Below are 26,784 nucleotides of genomic sequence, written 5' to 3'. Positions count from 1 at the left end.
CGGGCGCTCCGGGGCGGTAGAGAGGAATGGGCGCCGGTGTTCAAGGGTTCGTGAACACAGCGAGGCCAGAAGGCCTCGCGAGACGCTCCTGGAGCAACTATGGCGACACGAGAAGAACTTCTGGCGCAGGGCTTTGAAGAGGTCTGCGGCCTGGATGAGGTGGGCAAGGTGCTGCCGTCGCGTTTTAAGGTTGGCGACCGCGCGGTGCTGCTGTGCATGGATGGCGAGCGGGTGAGGGCGGTCGATGAGATCTGCCCGCATAAGTCGCGCTCGATGGCCTACGGGGTGATCTTCGATGGGAAGATCATCTGCCCTCACCATCAGTACGCGTTTGATCTGGAGACGGGGCGCTGCGATCACCGCTCGGCGCCTGTGCATGTCTATGAAGTGGTGGTGGAAGAGGAGCGAGTGTGGGTGCGCCCTTAAAGGTGCGCCAGGTGAGCGACCATTTAATGAGCGACGCGACCGATTAACGGCGATGGCAACCATTCGTCGATTCTGGTTTGCCCTGGACGGGGGTGGCGTCGAAGGTTCATCGGTCAGCGATCCGCAGGGTGCTGTGGATGACCCTCAGATGACTTTTTTATGGGAGCGAGCGATGTTGGAGACTCGCAAAGCGCAACGTGAAGATCGAGTGAGTAATCACGAAGATAAGGACCGGCCGAGCAGCCGTATCGGGGGATTTTACCGGATGAGCACCCGTGAGCGGGTGGATCTGCTGGTGGAGCGCGGGGTGATCGACGCGCAGGACGCCGCGCTCCTGCGCAGTCATGGCGGTGGCCTCGACGCGCAGATGGCCAATCAGATGGTGGAGAACGCCATCGGGGTGCTGGAGCTGCCGCTGGGGCTGGGGCTGAATTTTAAGGTCAACGGTCGTGACTACCTGGTGCCGATGGCGGTGGAAGAGCCGAGCATCATCGCAGCGGTGAGCCACGTGGCCAAGATCGCGCGGGGCAGCGGCGGGTTTGAAGCGCGCGCCGAGGGCAACGTGATGATCGGCCAGGTGCAGGTGGTCGGCTGTGAGGATTGGGATAAGGCACGCGAGGCCATTGAGGCGCAGCGCGACGAGCTCATCGCCTCGGCCAACGCCCTGCAACCCAATATGGTCGAGCGCGGCGGTGGGGTCACCGGGCTGGAGGTTCGGTTGATCGATGAGGGCAACTACCAGCGGATGCTGGTGGTGCATCTCTTCATCGACTGCTGCGACGCGATGGGTGCCAACGCAATCAACTCGGTGGCCGAGGGCATGGCCCCGCGCATCGAAGAGCTCACCGGCGGGCGCGTCTTTTTGCGTATCCTGAGCAACCTGGCGGATCGGCGCAAAGTGCGCGCGACCTGTCGCATTCCTTTTAGAGACCTGGCGTGGAAGTCGTTCAGCGGCAAAGAGGTCGCCGAGGGCATCGTGCTGGCCAGTGAGTTTGCCGAGGTCGATCCCTACCGGGCGGCGACGCATAACAAAGGCATCATGAACGGCATCGGCGCGGTGTGCATCGCGACCGGTAACGACTGGCGCGCGCTGGAGGCCGGCGCGCATGCCTACTGCGCGCGCGACGGGCGCTACCGCCCGATGGCCATCTGGCGCATTGAGGGGGAGACCCTGGTGGGGATCCTGGAGATTCCCATTCAGGTCGGCACCGTCGGTGGTCCGATTCGTCTGCACCCGACCGTGCAGTTGGCGCATAAGATCCTGCGCATCGAGTCGGCCGCGGAGCTTGCGGAAGTGATGGGCGCGGTGGGGCTGGCGCAGAATATGGGGGCGCTCAAGGCGCTGGCGACCGAGGGGATTCAGCGGGGGCATATGTCGCTGCATGCGCGCAGCGTGGCGGCGACCGCCGGTGCCAAACCCGAGGAGCTGGACCGTGTGGTGGAGCGCCTGATCGAAGACGGTGAGATCAAGGTGCATCGCGCTCGCGAGATTCTGCTGGCGATGCGGGCCTCCGGGGAGCTTGAGGCTGCGGGCTGATAGCGCCCGCTGAGGAGAATCGCTGACAAGAAGCCGCCCGCGCGAAGCGCGGGCGGCTCTTTTTTTCTGGCGAGCACGCGATAGAGTGGGGCGCGTTGATGGAATGATGATGTGTTGAGCCCGGGAGCAACGCGATGCGAGCGATCTTCGATGAGCTGATTCTGCACGCCAACCGCGACTATTACCGCCAGCAGGCCGAGGCGGTGGGGTTGGGGGAGGCGGTGAAGTTTTTTGCATACACCGGCCCCGAGGTGCAGCTGCACGTGGCGGTCGCCGGGCCTGAGGACGGGCCGGTGGTCTTTTTGCTGCACGGGTTTCCGGACTCCTGGATGGGATGGGCGCGGCAGATCGAGGCGCTGGTCGAAGCCGGCTACCGGGTGATTGTGCCCAATCAGCGCGGTTATGATCGCAGTGACAAGCCCGAGCGCGTGGATGACTACCGTCTGGCGGCGCTGGGCGAGGATGTGCTGGGCATCATGGATGCGCTGAAGATCGAGCGGGCGCAGGTCGTAGGCCATGACTGGGGTGGGGCGCTGACCTGGTGGCTTGCGGCGCATAGACCTGATCGTTTCACGTCGGCGGCGGTGCTCAACTGCCCACCGGTGAAGGTGCTGGCGAAGGCGCTCTGGTCCAACCCCAACCAGTTCTGGCGGAGCTGGTATGTGATGCTCTTTCAGGTGCCCGGGCTGGCCGAGAAGATGCTCTCGGCGCGAGACTTCGGGGCGCTTCGGGGCGCGATGGTGGGTGAGGCAACGAAGGGGGCGTTTCGACGCGAGGAGATCGCGCGTTACATGGAAGCCTGGGCGCAGCCGCAAGCCCTGCGCGGGATGCTCTCGTGGTATCGGGCGGCGCGCTACAGCCTTCGCGAGCCGGAGGCGCCGCTTATCGAACTTCCGATGCGCGTGATCTGGGGTACGGCGGATAGCGCGCTTCACACCAGCCTGATCGCGCCTTCGGTGGCGCGTTGTGCCGCTGCGAATGTGCATCGCATTGAGGGCGCAAGCCACTGGGTACAGCGCGACGCAGCCGACGAGGTCAATGCGCTTTTGCTCGCGCACCTCGACGCGCATCGCTCGTGATGTGCGGGCCGGACGTTGTCTAAGTTGCTGGTTTTATTGGGCTATTGCTTCGCCGCGATCGACTCGCCAAGCGCAATCAGGGGCCGCCAGTTGCGGCAATGGTCCAGCCCGCAGCTCAACGCGAAGGCATACGCGCGCTCGGTGGAGCGGAAGACCAGCGTGCGAATTCCGGCGCGCTCCGAGGTGAAGGCGCCTTCGGGGAGCGCGCTCTGCGGGGCGTCGGCCACATTGAGGAACTGCTCACGCAGTGAGGCGACGCGCTCTTCGGCGGCCTCAGGGGTCTCGGTGGACCAGGCCTGAAGTGCGAGGCCAAAGGCGCCGCCTTCGCTCGGGGTGTAGCGCACCGCGTTGTAGGTGGAACTGACGCGCTGGCCCGGAAAAGGCGCCTCATCCAGGGGCGTATTGGGGATGAATTCCTGCGCGTCGGCGCGCGAGAGGAAGGTGCCCAGCGAGAGAGGGGGCATCGCCGCGATGGTGCCGCGCTTGGTAGAGGTCGCGACATGTTCCTGAGCAGGCTCGGCGCTCTCGAAGTCCAGGGCTACGTCGTCTTCGCCGGCTTCGGTTGCTGCCGTGGTGACGTCGGGGCCGGAGTCGCCCTCCGGCGCTTCATTGGCTTCATCGGCGCACGCCGTCAGCGTGGCGAAGGCGCAGAAGACCAGAAGAAAACGCGAGCGTGAGAGCAGAGCAGAGAAGATCATGGGGAGGAGGCCGAGGGGGTCAGGTTGTAGCGGTGATGCGCCTCCAGCCGGAGCGCTTCGAGGTCGCGCTGGAGCCTATCGCAAAAGCGCGTTGCAGCAAGGGAAAATTCCCGGAGCCACGCGGCCAGCGGGTCGGTGAAGCGCTGGTCCACTCGGGGAAGGAGCGCGCGCAGCTTTTCGCGTCGCCCGGCGACATCTTCGGCGGGGAGGGCGAGGAGCTCTTCAAAGGCTGCGGCGCTGGCGGCACGAAGTTGGCCCTGGGCACGGGCGCGCCACTGGCCAAAGACGCGGTCACGCAGTGCGCTTTTGAGCGCGCGGGAGGCGTCGAAGAAGCCGTCGAGGCGCCGGCGTAGCGCGCGGGCCTCGTTGAGATTCAGGGCGCCGAGCATCGGGCTGATCTCGGCGGCGAGTGTGGTTTCGAGGGCTTCGATGTCCAGGAGGACGCGTTGCATGGCGCGATCGAGGAGGTCGTCGACGCGGCGGGCAAAGAGCTCGACGATGAAGTCGCGATCTTCCTCGTCGAGGCGCTGGCGAGTGAAGAGGCGGCCGCGGGGGCGGAGCGCCTCGCTGATCTCGCGCTCCACGCCGATGACCACGAAGTCGAGCTGGTCGATGAGGGCCTCGGCCTCCGAGGCGGCCCGGGGCGCCGGCGCTGGCGATTGCCGATCGAGGTGTTCTTTGAGGCGCACGAGGGTGGCGACGTGCTCGGCGTAGCCCTGGTCGAGCTGGTCGTGAAGGGCCTGAAGATCGTATAGCCACTGGTCCAGCGCGCTTTTCGCCGCGGCGACTTTGATCTGGGTGGATCGTTGAATGAGGCGACGATCGATGGTGTCGAGCAGCGCCTCAAATGCCTCGGGTGTGGGGGAATCCTGGCGGCGTGCGTTAAGGGCTTCGAGCGCCGAGATGGCGAAGATGTTGGCGCTGGTCGGGCCGACGTGCTCTTCAATATGGGCGATGATCGCGTCGATGGCCTCCTGGCGCTCCTCGGCGTCGCCGAGGCGGTCGACCTTGTTGAGGACGATGAGCAGGCGCTCGTCGGCGCGGGGGATCGCGTCGAGGCGGTCGAACTCGGTATCGGAGAGGGCCTGGTTGGCGTCGAGGAGCCAGATGATGGCTTCGGCGCGCTCCAGAGCCTGCTCGGCGAGGGCTTCGTGGCGCGGGTCCAGCGCGTTGAAGCCGGGCGTGTCCCAGAAGTTGATCGAGCGGAGCTGGGGGTGGGGGTAGCTATAGTCGAGGCGCGCGATGGCCTCGGGCTCTTCGCGCATGTGCTGGCGAGCGCCGGCGAAGTCGACGTCGAGCTGGCGGCCGTCTTCGTAGACGACGCGGGCGCCGGCGCGCGGGCCATATCCCATGATGCAGGCGTGCGCGGTGGTGGGGAGCACGCCCATCGGGACGACTGCCTCCCCCAACAACGCGTTTACCAGGGTGGACTTGCCCGCGTTGAACTCACCGACGATGGCCACGGAGAGGGGGGCGTTGAGGTCTTCGAGAAGTTCGCGAAGACGGGGGATGAGCGGGCCGGCGTGTGGGTCGGCGCCGTAGAGGTTTAGAAGGGCTTCGAGGGCGGCGATGAGCTCCGCGCTGCTTCTGGGATCTTCGGGGGGATGCCAGTGAGGTTGAAGCGCGCGCAGCGCGCGCGCACGCGTGGCTGAAATCATGTCGCGCAGACGCGAGGTGGGGTGCGCCTCGGTGGCGGCGTTAAGGGTGATGAGCGCCTCGGCGGCGTCGCCGAGCTCCAGGGCAACTTCGGCCATCGCGTGCAGGTAGGGGGCACGCTGATCGGGGGCGAGCATGATGGCTTCGTCGAGAAGGTGGCGGGCGCCCAGCGCGTCGCCGGCGTGAAGTCGGCATCGGCCAAGCCCGTAAAGGAGTTCGGCGCGGCGTGGTGAGGTCGTGGCGTCGGGCTCTCCGGAGTGGTGCGAGGTGCTTCGGGAGAGCGCCTTTTCGAAGTGCGCGCGCGCCCGCTCGAAGTCTTCGAGTTCCAGCGCGCTGCGGCCGGCGCCGGCCAGCGCGCCGAGGTGGTCGGGGTGAAGCCCCAGCGCGCCCTCAAAGCTCGCCAGCGCCCGCTGATGTTCGCCCACCTGGGCGTAGGTCTGGCCGATGAGGCTGTGGATGTCAGCGGCGATGGTGTCGTCGCAGTCGGGCTCGCAGACCGAGAGAGCTCGCAAGAGCAGCGGGTTGGCGCGCGCGGGCTGGTGCATCGCGACGTGCGCGCGCGCTGCGCCCACCAGCGCGTCGAGGTGATCGGGCTGGCGATCGAGCACGTGCTCGTAAGCATCGGCGGCGCGGGCGGGGTGGCCCTGGCGCGAGGCGATCTCACCCTGGGTCAGGAGGTGTTCGACGGAGGGATGTTCGGCCGGAAGATCGTCGAGGATGGCCGCCGCGCGGGTGGCGTCGCCCCTGGCGAGCAGCGCGCGGGCAAGCAGCACGCTGGCCTCGGTGTGCTGCGCGCGGAGACGCAGCGCGCGCTGGAGTTCGCGCGCCGCCTTATCCGCTCGTCCCTGATCCAGGTAGATCCGCCCCAGCGCGAGGTGAACGTCAAAGTCGAAAGGCGCTTCATCGCCGATGGCCAGGGCGCGCTGCAGATGCGCCTGGGCCTCGGCGCTGCGCCCCAGGCGCTCCAGCGTCAGGCCGAGGTGAAAGAGGGTGGAGGGCTCTTCGCGGATGGCCAGGGCGCGCTCAAACGCAGTGACCGCCTCGTCGAACTCTTCGCGCAGCGCCAGACAGAGGCCCAGAAGATGATGGGTGCGCTCGATATCCGGCCGCCGCCGGAGCGCTTCATCCAGAAGATGGCGCGCGCGCACATATTCGCCGCGATCCATGGCTTCGCGGGCGCGCTCGTGCAGCAGACGCACGTCTTCGGGAAGTAAGACTTCGTCGAGGAAGTCGCCGACTCGGGCACCTATTTTATCAAAAATGCTCATGGTTGCTGGACCCCCGCACTTGCGGAATTACCCATTATTTGTTCAGGTGGTGAAGCTGGACACGTTGGCCGGTCTGGCGAGTGAAAAAGATCGAAAAAGATGCTCGCAGAAGGCAAAGTCTGACGCAGGTCGACGATAATAGAGAAACCAGCCGCGGCGCCATGACGCATTTGCCACGGGATGTGGCGGCGACGTTTCAGGGCTGGTTGTTGCATCACGGGCCAGCGCGCTTGGAGAGCCGGGCGTGCTGGTATATGACAGGCCAACGCGAGGCCCGAAAGGGCCGACGACAGATATCTAAGGAGGCACGTTATGAGCTTGAACAAGGCGATGATCATCGGGAACCTGGGCTCGGATCCGGAGGTTCGTTACACCCAGAGCGGCGCGGCCGTGGCGAACTTCAACATCGCCACCAACGAGGTCTGGACGGATAAGTCCGGTGTGAAGCAAGAGCGCACCGAGTGGCACCGCGTGGTGGTCTTTGGCAAGCAGGCCGAGAACTGCGGCAAGTACCTGAGCAAAGGCCGGCAGGTCTTTGTGGAGGGGCGGATGCAGACGCGTGACTGGGAAGATCGCGACGGCAACAAGCGCTCGACCACCGAGATCGTGGCGCAGACCGTGCAGTTCTTGAGCGGCGGAAGCTCGGCGGGGCGCTCCGATGGACCCTCGTCCTACGGCGACAGCGATCGCGGCTCGTCCGGGGCCGAGTCGAGCTTCGATCAGTCCTTCAACGACGACGATATTCCCTTCTGAGTCGTCGGCGAGCCCCGTGGCTTGAGGTCGCGGGGCACGCGTATGTGTTGAGGAGCGGCGGTGACGTTGAAGAGACGCGCCGCCGCTTTTTTCGTAGTGCGTTTTTTCGTAGCGCGTCGTCTTTTGGGAGGCGACGCGATATCGGACACAGGGTTCGAGGGGCGGCTTTTTGGGCCGCCGCCTCAAGCTGTGAACCGCAGTCTGTGCCACCGAACTTCCACTATCTTCGGAGGTTAAGATGGCTGAGGCATTGAAGGAAGACGCCCACGCGCGTTCGACGCGGGTGTACCTGGAGCTTATTGAGCGGGGCATCGCTGAGGGGGAGTGCGGCGATCGCAGCGAATTTTTTGAGGCCATAGCCGCCCTGATGCATGGTGATGTGGATCTGGCCGCGGAGCGTTTTCGTCACGCTCAGCGCCATTTGCCGCCACCTTTCGGGCCGATGGCCAGCTACGGGCTGGGCCGCTGTGAGGTGAAACGCGGACGGAGCGGCGTGGCGATGCGCGTGTTTAAAACGATCGCCTCAGGTGAAGCGCCGGCTGAAATCCGGCGGCTGGCCTGGTTGGAGGTTGAGGCGCTGGCGATTACGCGCGATGATCGCCTCACATGCCGCAAGGCGCGCGAGGCGCTGGCGCAGCTCGATGGCGAGCTTGAGCCGGTGCCCTCGGGCACGACGTAGATTGGGATACGATCTGGATGGAACCCTCCTCGCCACAGGACGCACATAACCCGCTGGGGCTGGCGCTCGATTTTATGTTCGGGCGCGGCTACCTGTGGGCGGAGCGTCAGCCGATCAGCGATTGGATCACGCTGGAATCGCTGCGCATGGAGATCCCGGATCTGAAGTTTCCCTTCGACGCGCGCTCCGGGCTGGATCGTTTCCGGCATACGCGGGCCTGGGTGCGGGAGGCGGAGTTTGCGATCTCGGAGGTGGGGCTCGGCGATCTTTTGAGCGAGGCGGCCGCCACCCTGGAGGGGTTTGAAGAGCTGCAGGTGCGCTTTCTGGATGACGCCGCCCACGTCAGCTTGAGGCTTAAAGCCTTCGGGGCGGACAGCTACCTGAGTTTTCGGGCGGCGCTGATTCCGCCGGAGCCGGCGCGGGCCGATGAGGTGCATCTCTCGCTCTACGACTATCGGGCCTACGGGGCGCTGCCTTACCCCGCTCGCCTGGTGGCCTATGAGCTGATCTCAAGTTTGCTCAACGCGCCGGGGTTGCGCTCGCCAGGGCGCGGCAAGAGTTTCAGGGTGGGGTTGGCGGGCGATATTGTGATTTTCAGGCCGCTTAAGTTGTTGTTTTTGCATGTGTTTCCGAGGGTTGGGTGGAAGTTGCCCAACCTCTCGGGGGTGGTGCTGGAGAGCGCGCGGATTCGCCCGGGCGTGCTGACGGTGCGGGCGGTCTCGGAGGATGCGCCGGTGGGGTCGCGCGGGAAGGGAGGGCTTGTGGCCAGCGGGGAGGGGGCGCGGGCGTTGGCCTCCTATGAGGCCAAGGAGCTCTTCTCGCACGCCGACCAGGCGCTCTTTGACGGGCAGGTGCGCCAGGCAATCGCGCTGTTGGGGAGTTATCGCGATCTTTACGGGCTGCACCCGGAGCTTGTGACGCGCCAGCTCGATTGTCTGGTGGCCGACCCGACACCGGCGCACCTGGCGGAGGCGGAGTCGCTGCGCCGCGAGTTGGTGCAGGACGATGATCATAACCTCTCGGCCGCGCTGGTGGCGCCGTCCCTGGCGATCGCCGCCGGTAAAGACGACGCGCGGGTGATGGAGGCCTATGAGGCGCTCTCGGAGGTGCTGCGGCAGCGGCAGGACACGCGCGACTGGGTGCTCTGCGAGCTTGCGATCGCCAGGCGACTTGCGCCGGATGAGCCCGAGCGCTGCGCGCAGCGTCTGCGGGAGGTGCTGCGCCTGGATCCGCGCAACCGGCCGGCGCTGGAGCTCTTGAGTCAGGTCTATGAGCGCACCGGTGAGCGGGCCGGGTTGGAGGAGGCGCTCAAGAGGTTGACCGGGGTCTACAGCGATCGTCAGACCCTGAAGGCGACCTACCTGAAGTTGGCGCGCCACCTGATGGATCGGCAGGGCGACCTGGCCGAGTCGCGCATGTATCTGGAGCGGGTGCTGCGTCTCGATCCGACGGAGCTCGACGCGCTGCACACCCTCGGGGAGAGCTATGTGCTGGGCGGCGAGCCGTTGCGTGCGTTGAAGGCTTTTGGGTCTGCGGCGCGGGCGGCCCAGGCCGACGGGGAGCACGCCCGCGCGAGCAGGCTTTACCAGCGGGTGGGGCAGATCTGGTTTGAGGAGTTGGAGGATGCCAGCCAGGCGCTTTTGAGCATGCGTCGCGCGTTGAGTCTTTCGGCCAGCGCCGAGGGGGAGCTTACGCAGGAGCGCGCCGAGCAGCTGGAGTGGGCCGGGGCGATGTGCGAGGTGCTGGAGCGCGACGACGAGGCGACCGACTACCTCACCGAGCTTTTGCCGATGCGCGAGCGGGCCTTTGAGTTGGCGCGGGGCACCGAAGATGAGGCGGAGCGCGCGCGTGCGCTGCTGGGCACGCATCGTCGCCTGGGTGAGATCTATGAGCGCCGCCGGCGCCTGGATGCCGCCGCCAGCCATATGCGGCGGGTGCTGGAGATCGATGCCCAGGATGAGGGCGCGCGCCACTGGATGATCGATTATCTGCGCCAGGCCGGGCAGCCTGAAGAGCTCATCGCGCTCTACCGTCAGCTTATTGGCGGGGCGGGGAGTGCGGAGCAGTCGGTGGCGCTTTTGCAGGAGCTCGCGCAGCTCTACAGCTCGCTGGGGCTTGTGGAAGATGCCCAGGAGCAGCTCCGGGCGGCCCTGGCACTGCAGCCCGACGATCGGGAGCTTCGGGTGACCCTGATCGAACTTCTTACCCGGCATCGGCGCTACGAGACGCTGCGCGAGGCGCTGGACGCGCTGCTCGCGCAGGCCACCGAGCGCCAGACCCGCTGGGAGTTGGGTGTGGCGCTGGGGCAGGCCTGCCAGATGGCCGAGCAATGGGACGCGGCAGCGCGGGCGTACCTGCAGGCGGTGCAGCTGATGCCGGCCGAGCGCGTGAGTCTGCAAGGGGCGGCCGAAGCGCTGGAGGCGCTGGTCGACGCCGAGGGCAGCGAAGCGCCGGCGCCTATCGGATCGCAGAAGGTTGGGCGCTTGCTGGAGAACGTGCTCATTCGCCTGGCCGAGATCGAGACGGCCGACGGGGCGCGGCGCGAGATCTTGCTGCGCATCGCGATGCTCGCCGAAGAGCGGGGCGATCGGGCGGCGGCGGCCGAGGCTCGGGAGCGGGCGCGCGCGCTGGAGAGCGCCGATGATGGCGAGGCGTCGGAGGGCGTTGATCGCCGCCTCGACGCGATGCTCGACAGCCTCACCGGCGGTGCGTTTGAGGATCAGGGGAGCGTCGAAGCGCCCGAAGACGCCGGAAAGTCGGCTCAGGACGACACGTCGGCGGCGCCTGAGGCAGCATCCGAGGGCGGCGAGGAGGTCGGTCGCTTCCGGAAACGTTTTGAGTCGATGCTCAAGCGTCCGGCGAAGCTCCCCCGGGCCGACCAGGTCGATGATACGAGCGCGCTGGGCAAGGTGCTCAAAGGCGCGCGTCGTGAGGCGATGGAGGAGGGCGATACCCGCAAGGTGGTCGTGCCGCCCCCGATGCAACCGAGGTCGGACGGAGCGCCGGCGTCGCAAGCCGCCCGGGGGGGGGATCTGCCGGAGCCGGACGCGCTCGTCGAGAAGTTCGCTTCGCCCGAACGCCAGAAGTCCGCGCGGGAACTGGCTCCGACGACCTCGCCGCATGTGCATCCGGCGCAGCTCGCGCTCAATGAGCTCGAGGAGGCACGCGCCAGCGATGACCCCTCGCGCATCGCCGGGGCGCTGGAGATCGTGCTGGAGCTGACCCAGGCCGATGGTGGCGAGCTGCTGGGGAGCGCGCGTCGGCTGGGACTTCAGCGGGAGCTCGGTGAGCTGCTTTATTATGAGCTCGAAGATCCGGTGGGCGCGCGCCGTCACCTGGAGGCTGTGCGCGACGCCGATCCGGAAGGGCTGGGCAAGTCGGTGGGCGTGGTCAACGCGCTGGAGGCCATCTACGAGGAGGAGGGCGACGTGGGCGCGCGCCTGCGCCTGCTGGAGGCGCGCCTGGAGGCGGCCGAATCCAGCGAGATGGCCACGACGTACCGCCTGCTCATCGCGCAGCTGATCTGGGATGAGCGTGCCGACGCCGAGGCCGCCAGCGTGTGGTTGCATCAGGTCCTGGAGAGCGATCCGCGCCACGAGGCCGCGCACCGCCTGCTGGCCGATATGGCGCTGGAGGCGCAGTCGTGGACCCAGGCCGCGCGCCACCTGGAGGTGGTCGTGCAGGTCGCCGGCGGCGGCATCGACGCGGTGGAGACCGAGCGGGAGCTCGCCGAACTTCTGCTGCATAAGCTCGATAATCCGAAGGATGCCCGCACCCATTATGAGCGCGTGCTCAAGGCGGCGCCGGGCGATGCGATGGCGCTTGAGGGCATCAAGTCCTGTCAGGCCGCGCTTGATGATTGGACGGGTTATGTGGAGAGCCTGGCCCGCGAGCTGGGGCTTTTGCTCGGCAAACCCCAGGGGTTGAGCATCAAGGAGATGATGCGTCTGAAGGCCGACGAGGTGGCGCCGGCGTTGCGGGTTCCCGCCAGTCAGATTGTGGCCGATGCGGCGCATATCGTGGAGACGCACATCAAGCGCCCCGAAGCCGCGCGGCGCCTCTGGGGGCTGGCGTTTGGGCTGTGGCCGGAACACGTGGAAGCGCTGGAGCGGCGCATCGCCCTGAACCGCGCAGCCGAGAAGTGGGGCGATCTTGCCGCGGATCTCGAGGCCTATGCGCTGATGTTGCTCGACGCCGGGCAACGCTTCGATGCGCTGGTGGAGGCGGCCGGCCTGCATCAGCAGCGTCTCGGAGATGATGCGAGCGCGCGGGCGCTCTATGCCGAGGCGGTTGCGCTGGTGGAAGGGCGAGAGCCGGCGCCGGCGAATCTTGATGAGGTTCGGCGCGCGCTCAAAGCCCTGCAGGCCGGCGGCGATGATGTGTAGATCTGAGCAGACTCGTGGTAGCGTGGCGTTTTCTCTTCGATGTGTGTCGATGTGGGAGGTTCGCGCATGACTAAGCGCTGGATTGGCTGGATGTTGGTGTTGGGGACGATGGGCGCTGCGGCGCCGGTCGGGGCGCAGGAGGTGACGGAGCTGCCCGAGTTGAAGGTGCAGCGCTTTCGGCCTGCGCCGGGCGTGGGCGATTACCTGAGCGTGTTTGGCAGCTCGGTGGCACCGCACCTGGAGTGGCAGGTCGGCGGATTCTTTAACTACGCCGACGACCCGGTGCAGATCGCCGCGATCGACTCGCCGGAGCGCCGCACGCTGGCCTACCAGTCCCAGCTCGACATCATGGGGAGTGTGGGGCTGTGGGATCGGGCCGAGGTTGGACTTTTGCTGCCCTGGACGGTGCTCCAGCGTAGCGAAGAGTTGCAGCCGCTCTTGCCGCCCGGTGCGTCGAGCACCGACAACCTGACGCGCAGCGCGCTCAACGACTGGCGGCTCACGGCGAAGTACCAGGTGCTGGGGCTCGATGAGTCGAAGGTGGGGCTTGCGGTGGTCGGTGGGCTCTCGATCCCGGTGGGTAATGACGACGCGCTGGCCGGCGATGGTGGCGTGGGCGCGGAGGCCCTGGTCGCCGCGGATTACGTGGTCTTCGACGGCATTCGCCTGGGCGCGAACCTGGGATTTCGCTATCGGCCGGGGCAGCGCATCATCCGTCAGAATGTGATCGGCAATGAGATTTTGTGGGGGCTTGCGGCGCACGCGCCTTTCTTGACGGACCGGCTCGATATTCTGGCGGAGGTCAGCGGGGCCGTGGGTGTGGCCAGCAAGGCGGAGCCTTTGCGGGGCATCGCCCCGGGTGAAGTTCCCGCCGAGATCATGGGCGCGTTGCGCTACCGGGTCGCCGAGGGTTGGACGGCCACCGGCGGTCTGGGCGCGGGGCTCAGCGATGGGATCGGCTCGCCGGATTGGCGCGTCTTTTTCGGCATTGGCGGGCAGTGGGTGACCGGCGGCTGGTGGCAGGTGGATTATGCCAGCCCCAGCTTCCGCGCCGAGATCGACCCCTGTGATCCGCGCTACCTCGACCAGCGCGGCCGTCGTCTGAGGCTGGAGCGAGAAGACTGCCCGGACCTTGAGCCGGAGCCCGATCTGGAAGAGCAGACCGCGTTACTTGATGAGCCTGTCATCGAGCGGAAGCGTCCGGTGCCCCCGCCGCCTGCTCCCGAGCCGGAGCCGCCGCGCATCAATCCGGAGCGCGCGATGGTGCGTCAGGGCGCGATCATCATCACCGAGCAGGTCAACTTCGAGACGGGTCGCGCCAACATCGCGCAGGAGAGCTTCGGAATCCTCGACGACGTGGCCGACTTGATGCTGCGCATCCCCGCCATTGAGCTTGTGCGGGTGGAGGGGCATACCGACAGCGTGGGCCGCGCCGATCGCAACCTGGCGCTGAGCCAGGATCGCGCCGCCGCGGTGAAGGCGTACCTTGTCGATCGCGGTGTGGCCGCCGAACGTCTGGAGGCGGTGGGCTATGGTCAGTCGCGGCCGGTGGCCGATAACGGCACCGCGGAGGGACGCGCGCTCAACCGGCGCGTGGAGTTCAACATCCTGGAGATGGGAGAGGAATGAGCGTGGGCAGCAGCGAGCGTAGCGAGCGACAACGCCTCGGCCGGGGGCTCGCGTTGCTGCTGAGTGTGGTGGTGCTGGCCCTGGCGGGGCCGGCGTGCACCACCGAGCAAACTCGCGTGGAGCTCAGTGAGGTTGGCGTGCCGCCGGGGGGAACGGTCGCTGCGGTCTTGCGTGTAGGAGAGGGCGATGAGGCGCAGATCGTCGCGGTCGGCGCCGAATCGCTCTTTGTGCGGGGGCTCGATGACCCCGGCTGGAGCACCTTTGAGGGACGCTGGCCCCGTCGACTTCAAAGCGCGGGACTGGAGCTTTTTGACGGGGTGTGGGCCGGAATGGAGCGGGGGCAGTATCAGGCCAGCGACTACATCGCCTCGTCGCAGGGGGTGGTGTGGTTGGTGGCCGTGCCAGCGGCCAATCAACCCACGCGTCTTCTCTACAGCCGCGATCAGGGGCGAAGCTGGCTCCGGGCGGCGCTGCCGGCCAACCTCGATGAGACCCTGCGGGTGAGTCGCTCCGACACCGCGCCGCGGCTGCGGCTGCTCTCGCCAGACGATGGTCATATTTATCTGACCGACGGGCGAGGCTTGTGGCGCTGGACGCAGGACGCCGAGGAAGAGTTCAGCGCGCAGGGGTGGCAGCGGATCAGCCTTGCCGGTGTGGACTTTGAGGGTGGCGAGTCGCAGGAGGAGCTGCTTCCGGCGACGCTTCGCCATTATATGCCCGCGACTGAGGATCGTGCCTATGAGCTGCTCACGGTGCTGCGCGACCGCCTGCTGATCTTTCGGCGTGAGGCCGAAGCTGAGGAGTGGATGCTCACCAGCAGCGTCGCGGCGATCGACCGGGCGTTGGCGACGAGCCCCGATCAGCAGGAACTCTACCTGCTGGATCGTGCGCGCCTGTACCGAAACAGCAGCATCGGCGAGTTGTGGGAGCCGGTGGAGGTGGTCCGTCACTCGCTGGAGCCGCAGGGTAATAGCGCGATGCTGCTGCGCGCCGACGAAGACGCGGTTGCGGGCTACGTGCTGCTGATCGGCGGCGACCGCGGGACGATCTGGCGAAGCGAAGACGCCGGTGTGACCTGGGAGGAGACCCGCGAGCGTGATCCGGACGGCCGGGGCATCACTCACCTGACCGCCGGCGATCGAGAAGATGTGGTGTGGGCCGGCACCCGGGGGCAGGGGGTGCTGCGCAGCACAGATGGGGGTATGAGCTGGGAGTCGGTCAATCAGGGGCTCAACGGCGCGCACACCTACGCGGTGGGTTTTGATGCCCGCGGTCAGATGCTCGTGGGTACCGACGCCGGTCTGTTTCGCCGGATTGTGAGCGCTGGCGAGGAGCGCTGGCAGCAGGTTCATGACCGTGCGACGAGCGCGGTGATGGTCAACGAACGCAGCGATCAGCTGATCAGCGGCACGCTCGGTGGGAGTGTGCTGGTTCATGATCTCAACGGGCAGGTGCGAAGCTCGGAGGCCGCGCCGCTGGGCCGCGCCGATGATGTGATCTTCCGGCCGGTGCATCTCGACGGGGTAGAGCTGCCGCCGGCGGCCATCGTGGCGCTGGCGGCGCGGCCGGGCGGGCAGCAGCTTCACGCCTGGTCGCACCAGCACGGCCCGCTGCTCTCCAATGACGGGGGTGAGTCCTGGCGGCGCGCGCGCCTTGGTGAGGCATTCAGGAGCGCGCTGGAGGGCTCGGTGGTGAGCGCGGTTGTGCCGGATCGCGACGGGCGTACCTACATGGTCTCGCGACCACTCAACCCTAATCGCCCCACGCAGCTGTGGCGCTCGGGCGATGGTGGGGAGACCTGGCAGTCGCTCTACTCGTATATGGAGAATGAGGAAGAGTCGCCCTTAAGGCTCGCGCAGATTCCCTGGCGGGAGACGACGACCCTGGTGATGGTGCACGGCGGCCGCGTGGCGCTGAGCCGCGATCAGGCGCAGAGCTGGGTGACGGTCAACGGCCCCTGGGCGGCCGGTGAGATCACCGGGCTGGGGTTTGATGGTGAGGAGATGTTGCTCATCAGCGATCTTCCGCACGCCAGCGAGTTGATTCGGGTGCGACGTCCCGAGGAGCCGGGAGCTGCGATTGTGCGACATCCGCTGATCTGGCCGGGGAACGCGGGGTTGCGGGCGGACCGTCCTCTCGATCTTCAGGTGCGCCAGCGCGGCATGGCGCTCAATGAGGCCGGACGCGTGTTTGCCGGTGAGGTTCCCAGGCGCCGCACGAGCCTGCCCGAGAGCATGGGTGTGCTGGTGACGGTGACCCTGGTGATCATCCTGACTTCGTTGAGTTTTGCGTTCTTAAAGACGCGACGTTACCGCTGACGTTTTGGGTGAGGTCAGCGGGACCAGCCGACCACCACGCCCAGATCTTGCGCGACGTCGACGGAGGTCGCGCGCTCCCCGGTGCTAAGCGGCAGGTAGGTCAGGAAGCGCTGGTAGGTGTAGGCCAGCTCCACAAACAAGCCGTCGGGGGAGGGGCGCCAGCCGGCGCTGATGTTCGCGCGGGCGCCGAAGGCGTTGTGGTCGGGGTAGGCGGATGACTGGTTGTAGGCGACCACCGGAAGGGCGGTGAGCTCCACGCCGGCGAAGATTGACTCGCCGAAGGGGCGTCGCACTGTCAGCTGCACCGGTACGTTGAGGTATTGCTGACCGGTGTAGTCGGCGTTGGGGGTGACCATGGTGGCGTCGACGCCGAAGCCGGTGCCCAGGGTCAGCTCGGTGCTGCCCATGGGGCGAGTCAGCCCGATGAGCCCCTGAGCGACGTAGCGCTGGCTGGTGAGTCCGTCGGGGGCGTCGAAGGAGTTGCCGGCAGAGGTGCCGCGGAAGAAGCCACCCTGCAGGCGGAGCTCCAGGGTGGCGGGCAGGCTCTCGGGTTGAAAGAGGACCTGGCGAAGATCGATCGAAGCGCCGGGCCAGGCGCCGACGCGGTGGTCGAGGCCGGGTACGCTCAGGGCCATGGCGCGCTGGCCTACGGCCAGCCCCACACCCACCGAGGTTCCCTGAACATCCGGCGGCCCGGCTAACGCCTGAGCGCTGAGCATCACCACGCCCAACCCACACGCCATCCCCACCCACGCTCTACGCCCGGCCTTCGCCCCCGATCCGATCATTGGTAGTTGGCTCCGTCGTTGATCCAGTCGGTGATCAACGTGATCTGCTCACCGGTCAGCGGAGGCAGAGGCGGTGAGGGCATGACGATGTCGATGTCGTCGCTGGTGATCACCGTGTGCAGGTAGCTGGCCTCGGCATCGCCCGGCACGATCAACATGTCGCCGGTGGTCGCCTCATACTCGGCAAAGACCTCGGCGATGCGCTCGTAGCTTAAGTTGGACTCGCTGGCGCCAAAGAGCAGCTCGGTGTCACCGGGGCTTGAGCCGTGGCAGGTGGCCACGGCGCAGGTCGTGCGCACGATCTCGGCGATCTCCACAAACTGCGGGTCGAAGTTGTCGGCCGGATCGACGTCCGGCTCGGTGTCTTCCTCGACATCGGGCTCGCCGCCGGTGTCTTCTTCGATGTCGGCGTCGTTCTCGTCGTCGACCGGGTCGGGCAGACACCCGCTGAGGGCCAGCGAGAAGAGGGCGATAAGAAGCAAAGAGAGGGTGCGCGCGGGCACCGGCGTGCGAAGAAGCGTTGCGATCATGCCTTTGGCTCCGAAGGTTAGGCTGCAAGAGCGTCGCTAAACGGGTTCGCTTTTGCGCAGTGAACGAGTGCTAATGCCGTGTCTGCTGCATTGAGCGAACCTCGGAATCAACTTCTGCTCACGGCGCAGTAATGGTGGAACCCACATACGATACTTCAAGCCCGGGATCGGCGCGAGGCGGGATTCTCAGACGTCTTCGGAGGGCTGCTCGGAGGCGGCCTGGGCGCCTTCGGCGGCGCCTTTGCGGCGCGCCTCCATCGCACGTTTGCGCTTGAGGCGTTTGCGCCGCTCCTGGGCCTCCATCTCGGCGGCGCGCCGCCCCAGAAAGAAGCCCGCGAGCATGCCGACTGCGATCATCACCGGGATGTAGAAGATGTGCGCGGTGGTCATGTTTCCCAGTGCTCCAGCTCTTCGCCAAAGCCGCCCTGGGCGATGGCCTCACCCAGGCGATCTTTGAGCTCGTCGAGGTTGATGGCGGCTGCGGCCGAGATGGCGATGAAGGGCAGCCCGAGCTTGTCTTCAAAATGGGCGCGCAGCTCTTCTTCGCGCTCGGCCACGTAGGGAAGATCGATCTTGTTGAGCACCACCATCTGCGGGCGCTCCAGAAGCTCCGGGTTGAACTTCTTGAGCTCGCCGACGATGACCTCGTAGTCGCCGATGGGATCGCGTCCGTCGGGCTGCTCTTCGAGCTGAGGGGTCACCTCAAGGACGTGCACCAGGAGGTTGGTGCGCTCGACGTGGCGCAGAAACTGGATGCCCAGGCCCTGGCCGCTGTGCGCGCCTTCGATAAGCCCGGGGATGTCGGCGACGACAAACTCGCGCAGGTTCTTCCACTTCACCACGCACAGGTTGGGCACGATGGTGGTGAAGGGGTAGTCGGCGATCTTGGGGCGGGCCGACGAGATCACCGAGATGATCGTGGATTTGCCCACCGAGGGAAAACCCACAAGGCCGATATCGGCGATCAGCTTGAGCTCCAGACGCAGCAGGCGCTCTTCGCCGGCAAAGCCCGGGGTGTGGCGGCGCGGGGCGCGGTTGGTGCTGGTGGCAAAGCGGGCGTTGCCCTGGCCCCCGTCGCCGCCTTTGGCCACGACAAACTCCTCGCCGTCCTGCATCAAGTCGGCCAAAAGCTCGCCGGTTTTGGCGTCGTGGATAAGGGTGCCGACGGGGACCTCGATAAAGGCGTCCTCGCCATTGCGGCCGGTCTTGTTATCACCGCCGCCGGGGCGGCCGTCTTCGGCGCGCACGGTGCGGCGGTGGCGGTAGTCGGCCAGGGTGTTGGCGTTATGCGTGGCGCGCACGATCACCGAGCCCCCGCGGCCGCCGTCGCCGCCGGCGGGGCCGCCACGCGGAACAAACTTTTCGCGGCGGAACGCCAGGGCGCCGTCGCCCCCGCGTCCGGCGCGGACTTCGACCTTTGCTTCATCGACGAACATGCGTCTTCCAGTGCAAGAGTTGCCAGAGTGCTAAAATCAAAACGCCCCCGGCATCCCGGCGATGCCAGGCGGTCGGGGGCGCTTCAAAGAGCTTCCGAGATGGAGCCGGCCTTACTCGGCGGCGGCTTCATCGATCGGGTAGACCGAGACGAACTTGCGCTTGCCGGCGCGGGTCTCGAACTTCACCACGCCGTCGGCGGTGGCGAAGAGAGTGTAATCGCGGCCCAGCGCGACGTTACGCCCCGGGTGGAACTTCGTGCCCAGCTGGCGCACGATGATGTTGCCGGCGATGACCTGCTCACCACCGAACTTCTTAACGCCGCGTCGTTGCGCGTTGGAGTCGCGACCGTTACGCGAACTACCTTGACCTTTTTTATGAGCCATGACGAACTCCTTTTAAGCCTTGAAGGGCCGGGGGATCAGGGGCGCCTGAAGAGGCAACCTCAGCCGGCGTTAACTTCTTTGATCTTGATGCGAGTGAAAGGCTGACGATGCCCGCGCTTGACGCGGTAGCCCTTACGACGACGCTTCTTGAAGATGATGACTTTGCGGGCGCGGCCTTCGCCGACGACCACCGAAGCCACCACCGAGGCGCCTTCAACCAAGGGGGCGCCGATGGTGATATCGTCGCCTTCGCCCACGGCCAGAACTTCGTCAAAGGTGATCGTTCCGCCCTTTTCGGCGTCAGCGATCTTTTCGATGTTGAACTCGTCGCCCGGCTTAACGCGGTACTGCTTACCGCCCGTACGGATCACAGCGTGCATGATTCGCTCCTGCATGGTGTATTTTTTTCAATGGAGACCCGCTGAAGTCCACTCATGGGCATTCATGCGCGATAACGGGCAACTCCTGATGGCATTCTCTTCGTCGTTACAGCGTGGGGCGCCTGGTGAAGCGATAAGGTTGGTCAGGCGCACCGGTGCGCGCTCCCATCAAAAAATGGGTACGCAGAGGGACTGCAAGGCATACACATGCGTATGGGGCGCGTCAAGTCTCCACCACGATCGAGGCCGAAAAGCTCGCCGCGGCGATCGCGGCGGCGAGGTTTGGCAGGGGGCACACCCTGGTTTAAGGTGCCGCCGGCGGGCCGGGAGCCCGAAGATCAAGACACACGCGTAAAAGAAGTAAGGGCTTAAGCGGCGAGGCGAGCAGTGTTTGCGTATTCGGATCCGATCGAGGTGGGGCGTTTGTTGGGGATGGAGGAGGAGCTCACCATGAGCGCCGCCGAGGTGGTGGCGCTACTGGAGGAGCATATCTCGGAGCGTCGCCGTGATCGCATCGAGGAGGTGGTGGCCTCGCGTTGCAAGTCGATCGTGCCGGTGCTCGACGGGATCTTCGATACGGGCAACATCGCCGCAGTGCTGCGCACGGCCGAGGGGCTGGGGGCGATGAGCGCGCATATGATCGATACGCAGCCGGTCAAAAAGGTCTCCGCACGGGTGACCCAGGGGGCCGATAAGTGGGTGGATATGACGACCTGGACCGAGCCGGCGGCGTGTGTGAGCGCGTTGCAGGGGCAGGGCTACCAGGTGGTGGCCACCCACCTGGAGGCGGCGGTGCCTCTGGAGACGATCGACTTTACGCGGCCGACGGCGATTGTTCTTGGAAACGAGCGTGACGGGGTCTGCGAGGAGGTCGCCGAGGCCGCCGACTACCGCTGCATCATCCCGATGCGCGGCTTTGTGCAGAGCTTCAACATCTCGGTGGCCGGGGCGCTGTCGATGTATGAGGCGGTGCGTCAGCGTCAGGAGAAGTTGGGCAAGGTCGGGGACTTAAATGAGGAGGAGCAACACATCCTCAAGGCCGTCTATTACGTGCGGGCGGTCAACCAGGGCGATCGCCTGGTGAAGCGTCTGCTGGCCGCCGGCGCCTGATGCCGGCGCACCGTCGCGGTGAGAGGATCGCGGCGAGGGGATCGCGTAAGTGAAGGGATTATAAGGTTTTCCGACCGGTCGGTCGGTCTTTTTCTTTCCTTGAAAGCAGGGGGACTCTTTCGCTAAAGGGGGGCGCTTGCCCGAGGGCGTCCCCCCAACGGGGGCGTGTGTGGTGTGCGTGGATGTAGGTTGTTGAGGAGTAGATGGTGGCGAGTCGAGACGAACAGAAGACGCTGGTCGAGATGTTGCGCTGGCGCGCGGCGAACGAAGGCGACGCCACGGCGTATATCTTTCTGGAAGATGGGGAGCGGGAGGGCGCGCGGCTGACCTTTGGTGAGCTGGACCGCCGTGCCCGTGCGATCGCCGCGTGTCTTCAAGAGACGACGGAGCCTGGCGAGCGCGCGTTGATCCTCTATCCGCCCTCGCTCGATTATATCGCCTCGTTTTTTGGCTGCCTCTATGCCGGGGTGATCGCGGTGCCGGCCTATCCGCCGGATCCGACGCGTCTGCAGCGCACGTTGCCGCGGCTGCAGGCGATCGTCGATGACGCGCGCGCCACGGTGGCGCTCACCAACGCGATGATCGCAGAGATGGCCGACTTCCTGGCGATGCAGTCGCCGGGGCTGGGCAAGCTGAGCTGGATCGCCAGCGACGTGATCGAGGTCGATGAGGCGGCGCTCAACGCCTGGAAGGCGCCGCAGGTCGATGGCGAATCGCTGGCGTTCTTGCAGTACACCTCCGGCTCTACCGGGAACCCCAAGGGGGTGATGCTCGACCACAAGACGCTGCTCAAGAATGAAGCGCTGATTGAGCTCGGCTACCGCGCTAAGCCCGACGATGTGATTGTCAGCTGGCTGCCGCTCTACCACGATATGGGGCTGATTGGCGGGGTGCTGCTGCCGGTGTTCAACGGCTGCTCCAGCGTGCTGATGTCGCCGCTGGACTTTTTGAAGAAGCCGCAGCGCTGGCTGGAGGCGTTTTCGACCTATAAGGGGACGCTCTCGGCGGCGCCGAACTTCGCGTTTGACCTCTGCGTGCGTCGCGTGCCCGAGGATGTGCGCGACCGGCTGGATCTGTCGAGCTGGGAGGTTGCGTGCAACGGCGCGGAGCCTGTGCGGATGGCCACCCAGGCGCGCTTTGCCGAATACTTTGCGCCTGCGGGCTTTCGTCCCGGGGCGTTTTCGCCCTCGTACGGGCTGGCCGAGGTGGGGCTTCTGGTCTCGACGCCGGAGCGGATGGTCGAGCCGGTGGAGCTTGAGGTTGAGGGGGTGATGTGGCCGAGCTGCGGCAAGCCCGTGGGTGACTTTGAGGCGCGCATCGTCAACCCCGACACTCTGCAGGTCTGCGCTGACGGCGACGTTGGCGAGATCTGGCTTGCCGGCGGCAGCGTGGCGCGAGGGTATTGGGAGCGCCCGGAGGTGAACCGGGAGATCTTCGGCGCGCGTCTTCAGGGAAGCGATCAGACCTACCTGCGCACCGGAGACCTGGGGGCGTTGGTGGGCGAAGAGCTCGTGGTGACGGGACGTCTGAAAGATCTGATCGTGATCCGCGGCACCAACCATTACCCGCAGGATCTGGAGGCGACGGTCGAGGGCGCCGACGCGGCGCTTCGGCCCGGCTGTGGGGCGGCGTTTGCGTGGACGGTTGAGGGTGAAGAGCGCCTGGTGGTGGTGCACGAGGTCGATAAAGACGCCGCCGATCGCGCACCGGAGCTCATTGAGGCGGTGCGTGCGGCGCTTGTGGCCACCCACGAGATCAACCCCTTTGATGTGGTGCTGATCACGGCGCGCAGCATTGAGAAGACCTCCAGCGGTAAGATCCAGCGCCGGGCTACGCGCAACGCCTATGAGGCCGGGGAGCTGGAGGTGGTGGTCTCGGCGCGGACGTTGGCCGAACAGGTGGCTGGTGAGTCGGCCGAGGTTGACAGTGAGGCCGAGGTTTCCGAGCGCGAAGATGCGGCCGGAGCGCCGGCGGTGCAGAGCAGCGGGGCGGTGAGCGAAGCGCCGGAGGTTCGCGCCGTAGGCGAAGTCGCGCGCTGGCTGCGCCGGCGAGTGGCCGAGGAGGCCGGCGTCTCGGAGGTGGCTGTGAGCCTGCGCTCGCCATTTGCCAACTACGGGCTGGGCTCGGCCGAAGCGGTGGGGCTTGTGGGTGAGCTCGAAGAGGCGTTCGGGGTGAGCCTTGCGGCCACGACGCTTTATGACTTTCCGACGATCGCCCAGCTCGCGCGTCATGTGGAGATGTTGCGCGCGGACGCAACCTCGGCGCGAAGCGCGACTCCGGCGAACATTTCGACCTCCTCGCCGGCACGCCGCGCCGCTGCTTCGCTGCAGGAGGGCGCGGTGGCCATCGTGGGCATGGCGTGTCGCTTCCCGGGCGCCGAGGGCGTTGAGGCGTTCTGGCGACTTCTGAGTGAGGGCCGGAGCGGCATCACCGAAGTTCCCGCCTGGCGCTGGAAGAAAGAAGACTATCTGGAACCTACCGCCGTGGGCTTTGATGTGATGGTCACCCCGCGCGCCGGCTTTGTCGACGGCGTGGAGGCCTTTGATGCCTCCTTCTTCGGGATTTCGCCGCGCGAGGCCCGCGCGATGGACCCGCAGCAGCGCCTGGTGATGGAGGTGGCCTGGCACGCGCTCGAAGACGCTGGATTTAACGCCGAGACGCTGGCGGGAAGTCGCACCGGGGTCTTTGTCGGGCAGAGCGGCAGCGATTTTGCGCGCCTCTATCAGGGTGCGGCGGTGCGGGCGGGCACCGGGCTTTCGGCCAGTATTACGGCCAACCGCTTGTCGTACGCGTGGGATTTGCGGGGGCCGAGCCAGACGGTGGATACGGCGTGTTCGTCGAGCCTTGTGGCGCTGGATCAGGCGGTGCTCAACCTGCGCGCCGGCCGCTGCGACCAGGCGGTGGTGGGAGGTGTGAACGCCATCTTTGATCCGCAGGTCTCGGTGGCCTTCTCCCAGGCCGGGATGCTCTCGCCAGACGGGCTCTGCAAGACCTTTGATGCCGGCGCCAACGGCTATGTGCGCGGCGAAGGTTGCGGCGTGGTGGTGCTCAAGCGTCTGGAAGATGCGCTGGAGGCCGGCGACGCGATCTGGGCGGTGGTGCGCGGCGTTGCGGTCAATCAGGACGGCCAGACCAACGGGCTGACCGCACCCAACGGCCACGCCCAGCAGGCGGTGATTCGGGCGGCCTGGGACGATGCCGGCGTCGAACCGTCGCACGCGAGTTATGTGGAAGCGCACGGCACCGGCACTGAGCTTGGCGATGCGATTGAGGCGCGCAGTCTGCAGAAGGTGTTTGGCGAAGGGCGTTTGCCGGATGCGGCAAAAGTCGCGCTGGGCTCGGTCAAGACCAACGTCGGGCACCTGGAGGCCGCCGCCGGTGTGGCCGGGCTTATGAAGAGCGCGCTGATGCTCTCGCAGAAGTCGATCGCGCCGCACCTGAACTTTGAGCGCGCCAACCCGGCCTGTGAGCTGGAGGGGAGCGCGCTGGAGGTTGTGACAGAGGCTCGGCAGTGGGAGGTGGCCGAGGGGCAGACGCGTCTTTCGGGTTTGAGCGGCTTTGGTTTTGGCGGCACCAACGTGCACGTGGTGCTCGAAGAGGCGCCGGCAGCTGCCGCGCGCGCCGACGTTGCGCAGCCGGGGCTGAGCGCGTATGAGCGCCGTCGTTTCTGGCCTCATGCCGACCAGATGCTGGATCGGCTGGCTGACTTAAAGCGTGAGGAGTGAGCGATGAGTGAGACTTCGCAACGGGCGTTGATCACCGGGGGAACGCGTGGCCTGGGACTGGCGATCGCACGTCGGCTGGCGGCCGAAGGGTGGTCGTTGGCGCTGACCTACCGCAGCAATGAGGAGGCCGCCCAGGCCGCGCGCGCCGAGCTTGAGGCTATGGAAGGCGCGGGGCCCATCGTCATTCGTAAGCTCGATGTGCGGGTGAGCGGGGAGGTGGAAGACGCGCTCTACGACATCATCGACGCGCTCGACGGGCTCGATGTGGTGGTGAACAACGCCGGGGTGATGCGAAACCAGGCCGCCGCCATGATGAGCGATGAGGCCTGGACGGAGGTCATCGACACCAACTTAAGCGGCAGCTTTTATGTGGCGCGCGCCGCCCTGATGCACTTTATGGGGCAGCGCTACGGTCGCATCGTCACCATCTCCTCGGTGGCACAGGAGGGCGCCAGCGGTCAGGCCAACTATGCCGCCAGCAAGGCGGGGCTTGTGGCGTTGACCAAAAGTCTTGCGAAGGAGTACGGCCCGCGCGGTATCACCGCCAACGTGGTGGTGCCCGGCCTGCTGGAGACGGAGATGACCGACGATCTGGACGCGCGCGTTGGCGAACACTGGCAGCAGCATTGCCCGGTGGGTCGCACCGGCTCGCCAGCCGAGGTCGCCGAGGCGGTGTGGTTCTTGAGCCGGCGCGAAGCGGGCTTTATCAACGGCGCGGTGCTGCATGTCAGCGGCGGGCTCGATGTTGCCCCATAAGGTTGAGGCCGCATGCGGTCGAGCCGGTGGTCATCGATGTGGATGAACGTGTTTTAAGATGCAGCACACACGACGCCTGCGGGCGTTGAGGGAGCAGTCTGGATGTACCCGATTGAGTTGAAAGGAAAGGTCGCCCTGATCACCGGCGGCACCCGAGGCATTGGCCTGGGCAGCGCGCTGGCGTTGGGAAAGGCCGGCGCGCGCTGCGTGCTGACCTACCGCTGGGGCTCGGCCGACGAATCCGAACTTCTCGCGAAGTTCGACGCCGTGGGCGCCCCTCGCCCCATGCTGGTGGCCGCCGACGTGGCCAACGATGAGGATGTGGCGGCGCTGATGGCTGCGATCGCCACCGAGCACGATGGCGTCGACATCTTCATCAGCAACGTGGCGTTTGCCGGACGCACCCCGACCCTGGCCGATTATAAGAAGCGCTCGTTTTACAAGAGCCTCGATTACAGCACCTGGCCGCTTGTGAGCCATGTGCAGGCGATCTTTGAGCGCTTTGAGCGCTACCCGGGCCACGTGCTGGCGATCTCCAGCGATGGAGCCGACCGCTCGTATCCGGCGTATGACTTCGTGGCGGCCTCAAAAAGTGTGCTCGAGGTCTTTGCGCGCTACATGGGCTCGCACCTGGGGGAGTACGGAACAAAGGTCAACGTGCTGCGTTTTGGCATGGTCGCCACCGAGAGCTTTGAAGCGATGTTCGGCGAGTCGTTCTGGGAGTTTTTGCGCGGCGAGGGGATTGAGCGGGAGGATTTGCTCAGCCCCGAGGAGTGCGGCCAGGCGGTGCTGGCGATGTGCAGCGGCCTCTTTGACGCGATGCAGAGCCAGGTCATCACGCTCGATCGCGGCATGGCCTTTGAAGATAACCTGATGCGCCGTTTTGAGCGGTGGAAGAGCGCGCAGGATTGAAGCGAGTTTAGCCGGGCCGGAGCCGGCCGGTTTTGACGATTTTTTGTGAAAGACACCATCGAACATAAAGGAGCAGTCATGACGAAAGAAGAGATCATTGAGATCATCAAAAAGCATCTGAAAGATAACCTGGACGACATCGATATTGATACGGTGTCGGCCGAGAGCTCGATGCGTGATTACGGCGCCAACAGCCTGGACATGATCGAGGTGGTCAGCGCGACGATGCGCGAGCTGAAGATTCGCGTGCCCCGCTCCGAGCTCGCCGACGTGCAGACGATCGACGCGCTGGCAGCGAAGTTTCTGGAGCACGTCGAATAAGTGGAACATCGCGC

The 26,784-nt window shown here is 66.1% G+C and carries 21 protein-coding genes; 13 read left to right on the top strand and 8 right to left on the bottom strand.

The features are described 5' to 3' along the window. Positions 1-99 precede the first annotated feature (99 nt). From FRC98_RS11085 to FRC98_RS11075, 3 genes are all read left to right on the top strand, one after another. A complete protein-coding gene (locus tag FRC98_RS11085; protein ID WP_146981474.1) occupies positions 100-426 on the top strand; it encodes a Rieske (2Fe-2S) protein in 327 nt (108 codons plus the stop codon). After that, a complete protein-coding gene (locus tag FRC98_RS11080; RefSeq protein WP_347342160.1) occupies positions 377-1,963 on the top strand; it encodes a hydroxymethylglutaryl-CoA reductase, degradative in 1,587 nt (528 codons plus the stop codon). Before FRC98_RS11085 ends, FRC98_RS11080 begins: the two co-directional genes overlap by 50 nt. A 134-nt stretch (positions 1,964-2,097) precedes the next feature. Continuing rightward, positions 2,098-3,042 (top strand): alpha/beta fold hydrolase, encoded by a 945-nt coding sequence (locus FRC98_RS11075; RefSeq protein ID WP_146981472.1) that lies wholly within the window; start codon positions 2,098-2,100, stop codon positions 3,040-3,042. 41 nt (positions 3,043-3,083) lie between these two features. Here FRC98_RS11075 and FRC98_RS11070 read toward each other — a convergent pair whose 3' ends face one another. Then, positions 3,084-3,740, bottom strand: coding sequence for a hypothetical protein (locus FRC98_RS11070; RefSeq protein ID WP_146981471.1), 657 nt, complete (start codon positions 3,738-3,740; stop codon positions 3,084-3,086). After that, entirely contained in the window at positions 3,737-6,664 is a 2,928-nt protein-coding gene (locus tag FRC98_RS11065; protein ID WP_146981470.1) for a tetratricopeptide repeat protein, read from the bottom strand. The genes FRC98_RS11070 and FRC98_RS11065 overlap by 4 nt, the downstream gene beginning before the upstream one ends. A gap of 312 nt (positions 6,665-6,976) precedes the next feature. Here FRC98_RS11065 and FRC98_RS11060 point away from each other — a divergent pair, with 312 nt between their 5' ends. From FRC98_RS11060 to FRC98_RS11040, 5 genes are all read left to right on the top strand, one after another. Continuing rightward, positions 6,977-7,417 (top strand): single-stranded DNA-binding protein, encoded by a 441-nt coding sequence (locus FRC98_RS11060; RefSeq protein WP_146973413.1) that lies wholly within the window; start codon positions 6,977-6,979, stop codon positions 7,415-7,417. Between the two features lie 238 nt (positions 7,418-7,655). Continuing rightward, entirely contained in the window at positions 7,656-8,096 is a 441-nt protein-coding gene (locus FRC98_RS11055) for a hypothetical protein (RefSeq protein WP_146981469.1), read from the top strand. Between the two features lie 17 nt (positions 8,097-8,113). Beyond that, positions 8,114-12,481, top strand: a complete 4,368-nt coding sequence (locus FRC98_RS11050) for a tetratricopeptide repeat protein (RefSeq protein ID WP_146981468.1) — start codon at positions 8,114-8,116, stop codon at positions 12,479-12,481. Positions 12,482-12,547: 66 nt separating this feature from the next. Beyond that, positions 12,548-14,110 (top strand): OmpA family protein, encoded by a 1,563-nt coding sequence (locus tag FRC98_RS11045; RefSeq protein ID WP_146981467.1) that lies wholly within the window; start codon positions 12,548-12,550, stop codon positions 14,108-14,110. Then, positions 14,107-16,428: a sialidase family protein gene (locus FRC98_RS11040; RefSeq protein ID WP_146981466.1), complete on the top strand. Its 2,322-nt coding sequence runs from the start codon at positions 14,107-14,109 to the stop codon at positions 16,426-16,428. The genes FRC98_RS11045 and FRC98_RS11040 overlap by 4 nt, the downstream gene beginning before the upstream one ends. A 14-nt stretch (positions 16,429-16,442) precedes the next feature. Here the strand turns inward: FRC98_RS11040 and FRC98_RS11035 are convergent, their stop codons facing one another. From FRC98_RS11035 to rplU, 6 genes are all read right to left on the bottom strand, one after another. After that, positions 16,443-17,216 carry a hypothetical protein gene (locus FRC98_RS11035; protein WP_146981465.1) on the bottom strand — a complete coding sequence of 258 codons (774 nt, stop codon included), beginning with the start codon at positions 17,214-17,216 and terminating at the stop codon, positions 16,443-16,445. Then, a complete protein-coding gene (locus FRC98_RS11030; RefSeq protein ID WP_146981464.1) occupies positions 17,213-17,746 on the bottom strand; it encodes a c-type cytochrome domain-containing protein in 534 nt (177 codons plus the stop codon). Before FRC98_RS11030 ends, FRC98_RS11035 begins: the two co-directional genes overlap by 4 nt. Positions 17,747-17,932: 186 nt before the next feature. Continuing rightward, entirely contained in the window at positions 17,933-18,136 is a 204-nt protein-coding gene (locus FRC98_RS11025) for a hypothetical protein (RefSeq protein ID WP_146981463.1), read from the bottom strand. Next, positions 18,133-19,182, bottom strand: coding sequence for a GTPase ObgE (obgE, locus tag FRC98_RS11020; RefSeq protein WP_146981462.1), 1,050 nt, complete (start codon positions 19,180-19,182; stop codon positions 18,133-18,135). The genes FRC98_RS11025 and obgE overlap by 4 nt, the downstream gene beginning before the upstream one ends. Before the next feature lie 111 nt (positions 19,183-19,293). Beyond that, complete coding sequence (gene rpmA, locus FRC98_RS11015; RefSeq protein WP_115607987.1) at positions 19,294-19,566, bottom strand: 50S ribosomal protein L27; 273 nt, start codon at positions 19,564-19,566, stop codon at positions 19,294-19,296. 59 nt (positions 19,567-19,625) lie between these two features. Beyond that, a complete protein-coding gene (gene rplU / locus FRC98_RS11010) occupies positions 19,626-19,946 on the bottom strand; it encodes a 50S ribosomal protein L21 (protein ID WP_146981461.1) in 321 nt (106 codons plus the stop codon). 387 nt (positions 19,947-20,333) lie between these two features. On the opposite strand from rplU, the gene FRC98_RS11005 reads away from it, so the two are divergent. The 5 genes from FRC98_RS11005 to FRC98_RS10985 all read left to right on the top strand — a co-directional run bounded on the left by FRC98_RS11005 (position 20,334) and on the right by FRC98_RS10985 (position 26,770). Beyond that, complete coding sequence (locus FRC98_RS11005; protein ID WP_146981460.1) at positions 20,334-21,056, top strand: TrmH family RNA methyltransferase; 723 nt, start codon at positions 20,334-20,336, stop codon at positions 21,054-21,056. Positions 21,057-21,259: 203 nt separating this feature from the next. Then, the gene (locus FRC98_RS11000; protein ID WP_146981459.1) at positions 21,260-24,781 is read left to right on the top strand and encodes a beta-ketoacyl synthase N-terminal-like domain-containing protein; all 3,522 of its coding nucleotides are present in this window, start codon (positions 21,260-21,262) and stop codon (positions 24,779-24,781) included. A 3-nt stretch (positions 24,782-24,784) separates the two neighbouring features. Further along, positions 24,785-25,537 carry a 3-oxoacyl-ACP reductase FabG gene (gene fabG / locus FRC98_RS10995; RefSeq protein WP_146981458.1) on the top strand — a complete coding sequence of 251 codons (753 nt, stop codon included), beginning with the start codon at positions 24,785-24,787 and terminating at the stop codon, positions 25,535-25,537. A 102-nt stretch (positions 25,538-25,639) separates the two neighbouring features. Next, the gene (locus FRC98_RS10990; RefSeq protein ID WP_146981457.1) at positions 25,640-26,449 is read left to right on the top strand and encodes an SDR family oxidoreductase; all 810 of its coding nucleotides are present in this window, start codon (positions 25,640-25,642) and stop codon (positions 26,447-26,449) included. A gap of 78 nt (positions 26,450-26,527) precedes the next feature. Further along, positions 26,528-26,770 (top strand): phosphopantetheine-binding protein, encoded by a 243-nt coding sequence (locus tag FRC98_RS10985; protein WP_115607996.1) that lies wholly within the window; start codon positions 26,528-26,530, stop codon positions 26,768-26,770. Positions 26,771-26,784: the final 14 nt, after the last annotated feature.

Origin of the sequence: Lujinxingia vulgaris (assembly GCF_007997015.1) — a bacterium.
Lineage (GTDB): Bacteria > Myxococcota_A > Bradymonadia > Bradymonadales > Bradymonadaceae > Lujinxingia > Lujinxingia vulgaris.
Note: the sequence above shows the minus strand (reverse complement) of the source record. Positions and strands in the feature narration are given on the sequence as shown.